This window comes from Mycobacterium sp. (assembly GCF_049280035.1).
Taxonomy (GTDB): domain Bacteria; phylum Actinomycetota; class Actinomycetes; order Mycobacteriales; family Mycobacteriaceae; genus Mycobacterium.
Genome location: NZ_JBAPPI010000401.1, coordinates 1 through 4,305, shown reverse-complemented (window position 1 = coordinate 4,305; position 4,305 = coordinate 1). Strand labels below are relative to the sequence as shown.

3 protein-coding genes are annotated in these 4,305 nt (G+C 62.2%); 2 read left to right on the top strand and 1 reads right to left on the bottom strand.

Annotated features, from left to right (window positions below; all coding sequences use genetic code 11):
* Positions 1-325 precede the first annotated feature (325 nt).
* Positions 326-1,762, bottom strand: a complete 1,437-nt coding sequence (gene glnA, locus WAN71_RS13465; RefSeq protein ID WP_422225809.1) for a type I glutamate--ammonia ligase — start codon at positions 1,760-1,762, stop codon at positions 326-328.
* A gap of 216 nt (positions 1,763-1,978) precedes the next feature.
* Here glnA and WAN71_RS13460 point away from each other — a divergent pair, with 216 nt between their 5' ends.
* Positions 1,979-3,745, top strand: coding sequence for a DUF3556 domain-containing protein (locus WAN71_RS13460; RefSeq protein ID WP_422225808.1), 1,767 nt, complete (start codon positions 1,979-1,981; stop codon positions 3,743-3,745).
* Positions 3,742-4,305: phytoene desaturase family protein (locus tag WAN71_RS13455; RefSeq protein ID WP_422225807.1), on the top strand; the 564-nt coding region annotated here is incomplete at its 3' end. The genes WAN71_RS13460 and WAN71_RS13455, both read left to right, overlap by 4 nt.

The window sequence follows — 4,305 nt, the reverse complement described above, 5'->3', positions numbered from 1 at the left end:
GCGCGTTGACCCACCCGGTGGCGGACTGGGTAGACGAGGACAGTGGGCGGCCGAAGGCTATTAGGACAGTTACCTTCACGCATTGCACAGGCGCCCTGCCCAGATCCTCGGTGACGCCCTCAGTGATGGACTGTTAGGTCGTAATCCGTGCTCGCGTAAGACATCACCGCCAATGGGCAAGGCCAAGGTGTATTGCGCCACCACTGCGCAGGTCTGGGTCATCCACGACGCGGTGCCCGATCACCTCAAGGTCGCGGTGTTGTTTGGCAGGGGTGACTTAGCTAACCCTTGTCCTGCACCGATGCTACGCGTTAGGGGTCTCGGGTCAGACGTCGTAGTACAGCGCGAACTCATATGGGGTCACCCGGAGATTGAACGGCGCAATCTCGTAATCGCGCTTGTAGTTGATCCATGTCTGGATCAGGTCAGGCGTGAAAACGCCTCCCTCGGTGAGGTATTCGCTGTCTTCCTCCAGACGGTCGATCACCGCCGACAGTGAGGTCGGAGCTTGCACGATTTCGGCGGCCTCTTCTGGTGGCAGCTCGTAGAGGTCCTTGTCGACCGGGGGAGGCGGCTCGATTTTGTTCTTGATGCCGTCCAACCCGGCCATCAACTGGGCCGCGAACGTCAGGTACGGGTTGCCCGACGAGTCGGGGCAGCGGAACTCCAACCGCTTAGCCTTCGGATTGTTGCCGGTGATCGGGATGCGGACGCACGCTGAGCGGTTGCGCTGGCTGTAAACCAGATTGATCGGGGCCTCATAGCCGGGAACGAGGCGCTTGTAGGAGTTCACCGTGGGGTTGGTGAAGGCCAGCAACGAGGGTGCGTGGTACAGCAAACCGCCGATGTAGTGGCGGGCGATGTCCGACAGGCCTGCGTACCCTTCGTCGTCGTACATCAGCGGGACGCCGTCTTTCCACAACGACTGGTGGCAGTGCATACCGGAACCGTTGTCGCCGAATAGCGGCTTGGGCATGAAGGTCACGGTTTTGCCGGCCTGCCAAGCGGTTTGCTTGACGATGTATTTGTACATCTGATGGTCGTCAGCCGCGTGCAGCAATGTGTTGAACTTGTAATTGATCTCGGCCTGGCCGCCGCCGCCGACCTCATGGTGACCCTTCTCCAGCGAAAAGCCGGCGTTGGTCAGGTGGGTGAGCATCTCGTCGCGCAGGTCGACGTAGTGGTCGGTCGGGGCTACCGGGAAATAGCCACCCTTGGGGCGCACCTTGTAGCCGAGGTTGGGGCTGCCGTCGGGCTCGGTCGCTTCTCCGGTGTTCCACCATCCGGATGTCGCGTCCACCTTGTAGAACGAGGTGTCGATGCGTGAGTCGAAGCTCACCGAGTCGAAGATGTAGAACTCGGCCTCTGGGCCGAAGTAGGCGGCGTCCGCAATGCCGGAGCTGATCAGGTAGTTCTCGGCCTTGCGGGCGACGTTGCGCGGGTCGCGCGAGTACAGCTCGAGGGTGAACGGGTCGTGCACGGAGAAATTTACGTTCAGCGTTTTGGCGGCACGGAACGGGTCGATGGTCGCGGTTTCCGGATCGGGCAGCAGCAGCATGTCGGACTCGTGGATTGATTGAAACCCGCGAATCGAGGAGCCGTCGAAGGCCAAGCCTTCCTCGAAGACGCTCTCGTCGAACACATAAATCGGAATTGTGAAGTGCTGCATGGTGCCTGGCAGGTCACAAAAGCGGACGTCGACATACTCAACGTTCTCGTCCTTGACGAGTTTGAAGATGTCGTCTGGGGTGTGTTCGGACACAGAATCCTCCTTTGGTTACCCGCCGGTCGACGGCGAACTCCAGCCCGCCGCGATTTGACGTTCTTCGAGTATTCAGTCCGCGGGGCAAAGTCGCTCGTTGAGCAACGCGCGGACAACAGCTTGGTGTTTCGGCCAATTTGCAAGATCGACACGGTGGCCTCGTGATGCCGCTACATTGGCATCGCCAATTGGTTTGACACCAGGAGCGAGGCCATCATGGGATTCATCACCCCGGAGCTTCCCGACGTCGATCCCGATACCTGGTCCACGTTGCCGTCGGCCTCGAGGCTGCAAGTGGTGACCCGGCATTGGGTCGAGCACGGCTTTGGTACCCCGTCTGCGATCTATCTGCTCTACGTGCTCAAGATGGCCGCCTACGCCGCGGGCGCTGCGGCGGTCATCTCGTTGACCCCGGGGCTGGGCGGGCTTAGCCACATCGGGGCCTGGTGGACCCAGCCGATCGTCTACCAGAAGTTCGTCATCTTCACCCTGCTGTTCGAAGTCTTAGGGTTGGGCTGTGGGTCGGGCCCGCTCACCGCGCGATTCTGGCCACCGATCGGTGGGTTCCTGTATTGGTTGCGGCCCAAGACGATTCGTCTGCCACCGTGGCCCGGCGAGGTTCCGTTCACCAGAGGCGATACCCGCTCTATCGTCGATGTCGCCCTCTACGCCATACTGCTGGCCACCGGCGTCTGGGCGCTGCTGTCACCCGGCCAGGGCGGGTCGGTCACCGGCACTGGTGACGTTGGTCTGATCGATCCGACTCTGGTGGTGCCGCCGATCGTCGCACTGGTAGTGCTGGCTCTGCGCGACAAAACCATCTTCCTGGCCGCCCGCGGTGAGCACTACTGGCTGAAACTATTGGTGTTCTTGTTCCCGTTCACCGACCAGATCGCCGCCTTCAAGATCATCATGCTCGCACTGTGGTGGGGCGCGGCGACATCCAAGCTCAACCACCATTTCCCGTACGTCGTCGCGGTGATGATGAGCAACAACGCGCTGCTGCGCGGCAAGCCGTTCAACTGGTTCAAGCGCAGGCTATACCGCGACCCGATCAACGACCTGCGGCCGTCCTGGATACCGAAGTTCATGGCCCACGTCGGCGGGACCACCGCGGAATTCATCGTGCCGGCGGTGCTGGTCTTCGCCGGCGACAATCATCCGTGGCGCTGGTGGCTGATCGGGTTCATGGTGATCTTCCACCTCAACATCATTTCCAACCTCCCGATGGGAGTCCCGTTGGAGTGGAACGTGTTTTTCATCTTCTCGCTGTTCTACCTCTTCGGGCACTACGGCAGCATTACCATCTTCGAACTCAATTCGCCGCTGCTGCTGGCCTTCCTGATGGTGGCGCTTGTCGTCGTTCCGGTAGTGGGAAATATGTTTCCGCAACAGATTTCGTTCCTGCCCGCGTTGCGCTACTACGCCGGCAACTGGGCGTCCAGTGTTTGGTGCTTCCGCGCAGGCGCTGAGGAGAAGCTCGATGCCAACGTCATCAAAAGCTCGGCGCTGACCGCTAAGCAAGTGGCCAAGCTCTACGACCCGGCGACCGCCGAGATCATCAGCGACAAGGCTCGAGCGTTCCGGTCCATGCACGTTCACGGCCGAGCGCTCAACGGGCTAGTACCCCGTGCGCTGGGGGAAGAAGGCAACGAGGCGGATTACACGCTGCGTGAGGGCGAAACGGTTGCCGGGCCGCTCATCGGCTGGAACTTCGGCGAAGGCCACCTGCACAACGAGCAGCTGGTGGAGGCGGTACAACGGCGCTGCCAGTTCGACGAGGGCGACCTCCGGGTGATCATCCTTGAAGGCCAACCGATTCATACGCAGAGGCAGTGGTATCGCATCGTCGACGCCAAGATTGGCCTGCTCGAGGAAGGCTACGTCACGGTTAAGGACATGCTGGCCCGCCAACCCTGGCCGGAACCCGATGACGAGTTCCCGGTGCACATCACGACTGGCCACGCCGCCGCTTCGCAATGACCACCGCGGTCGTCGTGGGCGCCGGGCCGAACGGACTGGCCGCTGCGATTCACCTGGCGCGCAACGGTTTTGACGTTCAGATACTTGAGGCTGCGGAAACGATTGGGGGAGGGGCGCGTTCGGGCGAGCTGACGGTGCCCGACGTTATCCACGACCATTGCTCGGCTGCTCATCCAATGGCAGTGGGCTCACCGTTCTGGGCGGAGATCGGCCTGGGCCGTTATGGGCTGACCTGGAAATGGCCGGAGGTCGACTGCGCGCATCCGCTCGACGACGGCACCGCCGGGTTGCTGTATCGGTCGATCGACCAAACCGTGGCCGGTATGGGCGCCGATGGACGGCGGTGGCGGCTCGCGGTGGGCGACCTCGCCGCCGGCTTCGACGAGCTGTGCCAGGACCTGATGCGTCCCGTACTGCATGTTCCGCGTCATTTCGTCAGGCTGGCGGCCTTTGGGCCGCGTGCGGTGTTGCCGGCCACGGTGATGGCCCGGTGGTTTCGCACCGAGCAGGCGCGCGCCCTGTACGGCGGCCAGGCCGCGCACGCGTACACCCGGCTGGAC

Coding starts and splice junctions, on each gene's coding strand:
- WAN71_RS13460 (WP_422225808.1), top strand. CDS start 1,979: ATGGGATTCATCACCCCGGAGCTTCCCGACGTCGATCCCGATACCTGG.